1 pseudogene is annotated in these 2,174 nt (G+C 54.0%); it reads left to right on the top strand.

Annotation, left to right across the window (positions count from 1 at the left end):
• Nucleotides 1–421: 421 nt before the first annotated feature.
• A pseudogene (locus ACR0KW_RS24165) lies at nt 422–1,474 on the top strand (IS110 family RNA-guided transposase); the annotation flags it as partial.
• Nucleotides 1,475–2,174 lie beyond the last annotated feature (700 nt).

The following is a 2,174-nucleotide window of genomic DNA, read 5'->3' as shown; positions in this document are numbered from 1 at the left end:
TCACGCGGTCCTCTGACACGTCCAGAGCCACCACGTTGTGGTTCTGCGCCAGCAGCACCGCGTTGGACAGGCCCACATAGCCGATACCGGCAATTGCGATTTTCAAGTCAAAATTCCTTGTTTAACCGAGGCTTGTTCGAAATACCCAAACCTAAAATTACTTTCAGGGCTAGAAAAGCTGATGAACGGCAGCAGCGCAAGCCTTAGACGTGAGAATAGGCCATGTTGACAAATAACGCAGCCGTAGGCGGATCGACTTAATGTCTACTAAGCCGAAGTAGTCGGGTGTCTGACCCGGCATGATCATGGTTCTCAAGGGCAGACTATGCACGTTGGCGAGAAGGAGTTTTGAAGGTGTAGACGCTCCCGCTGGCCTCGATGTGCCATTGTGGGTTTGCAAACAACCTGAATGGAGGCGTCTATGGAAGAGATTAGCATGATTGGCCTGGATTTGGCGAAGAATGTGTTCCAGGTGCACGGAGCGGATAGAACAAGTCACCCTGTTCTTCGGAAGAAACTGCGCAGAGGCCAGGTCCTCGAGTACTTTGCCAAATTGCCGCGTTGCGTGGTTGCGATGGAGGCCTGTGCTAGTGCGCATTAATGGGGGCGCGAGATTGGTCGTTTGGGTCATGATGTCAGGCTGATACCCCCAGCCTATGTGAAACCATTCGTCAAACGTCAGAAGAACGATATGGCGAATGCGGAAGCGATCTGTGAGGCTGCAAGCCGACCAACGATGCGTTTTGTTGCCGTAAAAAGTGAAGAGATTCAGACGTCAGCGATGGTCCTCCGGGCCCGCGAGCTGTTGGTTCGGCAGCGTACGCAACTGATCAATACCGTGCGGGGTCACCTTGGAGAGCTCGGTCAGGTCGCGCCCCAGGGAGCAACCAATATTCGCAAGCTGGTTGCATTGGTAGTCTCTGGCGATAGCGCGACCCCGGTTGTGGCCCGGGAATATCTTGAAAGATTGATCAGCATGCTGGACCAGCTAGAGGGTCAGATCAAAGAGTTGGATGCCGAGATCGCCCGTCGGGCGCGGTCAAACGAGATGGCACGCTGCTCGATGACAGTGCCTGGGATTGGCCCGCTAATAGCGACTGCTCTGGTTGCCCTGGCCCGCCATCGGAAACGTTCCGTCGTGAACATGATCGTTGCTTTGAGTGTTATGGCCGCTATTGGCGAAATCGGGCGCTTCTCATCTCCGGAGAAGCTGATTAGCTATTTCGGCCTCAACCCTCGTGTTAGGCAGTCTGGCGACAAAGCTGCCTATCATGGCCACATCACGAAGCAGGGCCGGTCTCATGCGCGGGCGATGCTGGTTGAGGCGGCGTGGTCAGTTTCCCGTACGCCCGGACCGCTAAGGGCCTTCTTTCGGAGGATCAGGGAAAAGCGAGGCAACCAAATCGCAGCGGTGGCGACAGCGCGCAAACTGACGGTGGTCATCTGGCACATGCTGTCCAAGGGCGAAGAATACATCTGGAGCCGTCCCGCTCTTCTGGACTGGAAGCTGAGAAAGCTGGAACTAACTGCCAGTTACCCCTCTCGCCGCGGTGGCAGGACAAAGGGTTCCGCTGCTGACTACAGCTTGAAAGCGGTGCGCGATCGGGAGAGAGAAGCTATCGGTCACGCCGAAGAAGTTTACAGGCGGTTCGTCGCCAAGTGGAAACAGAGATCCCGATGGCCAAGCCCGTTTCACCTTGGTAGCTCACCCAAAGGTAAGCGCGCGATACCTTAAAAAGTTCTTGTCAAATACATCCGTCAGGTATTTTGCCTCACCATCTCAATCAGAACCGGACAACCAAATCCCTTCAGCATTCTGTTGATTACCTTGATACCGGCAGTATTGGCGGGTTCTGATGGCTTCCATCTCCAAGACCTACCAGATGAGAGATCAAGAGATGTCCATTCCATCGGAACCCCGCCAGATCGCACGACAACGAATGGATCGGTTGCGACGATGAGGCCAAAGGCTTCTTTACCGCTGCTTGATCCGGGTTATTTTGCTGCACCTCCGTCCACTTTATGTTCATAAATCAATAATTATGACCATCACATATGCTGCAGCGGGATACCTCATTCAAACCCGATAAGTATCGCTTATCAAATCTAATTGATTTTTCCGGGAAAATGCGCGCAGACTGACGCCTATGATGACGCCAGCGCCCTATCTGCCC

The sequence above is a fragment of the Ruegeria sp. CG11 genome (genome assembly GCF_056537245.1).
This window is presented reverse-complemented; position numbering and strand designations above follow the sequence as displayed.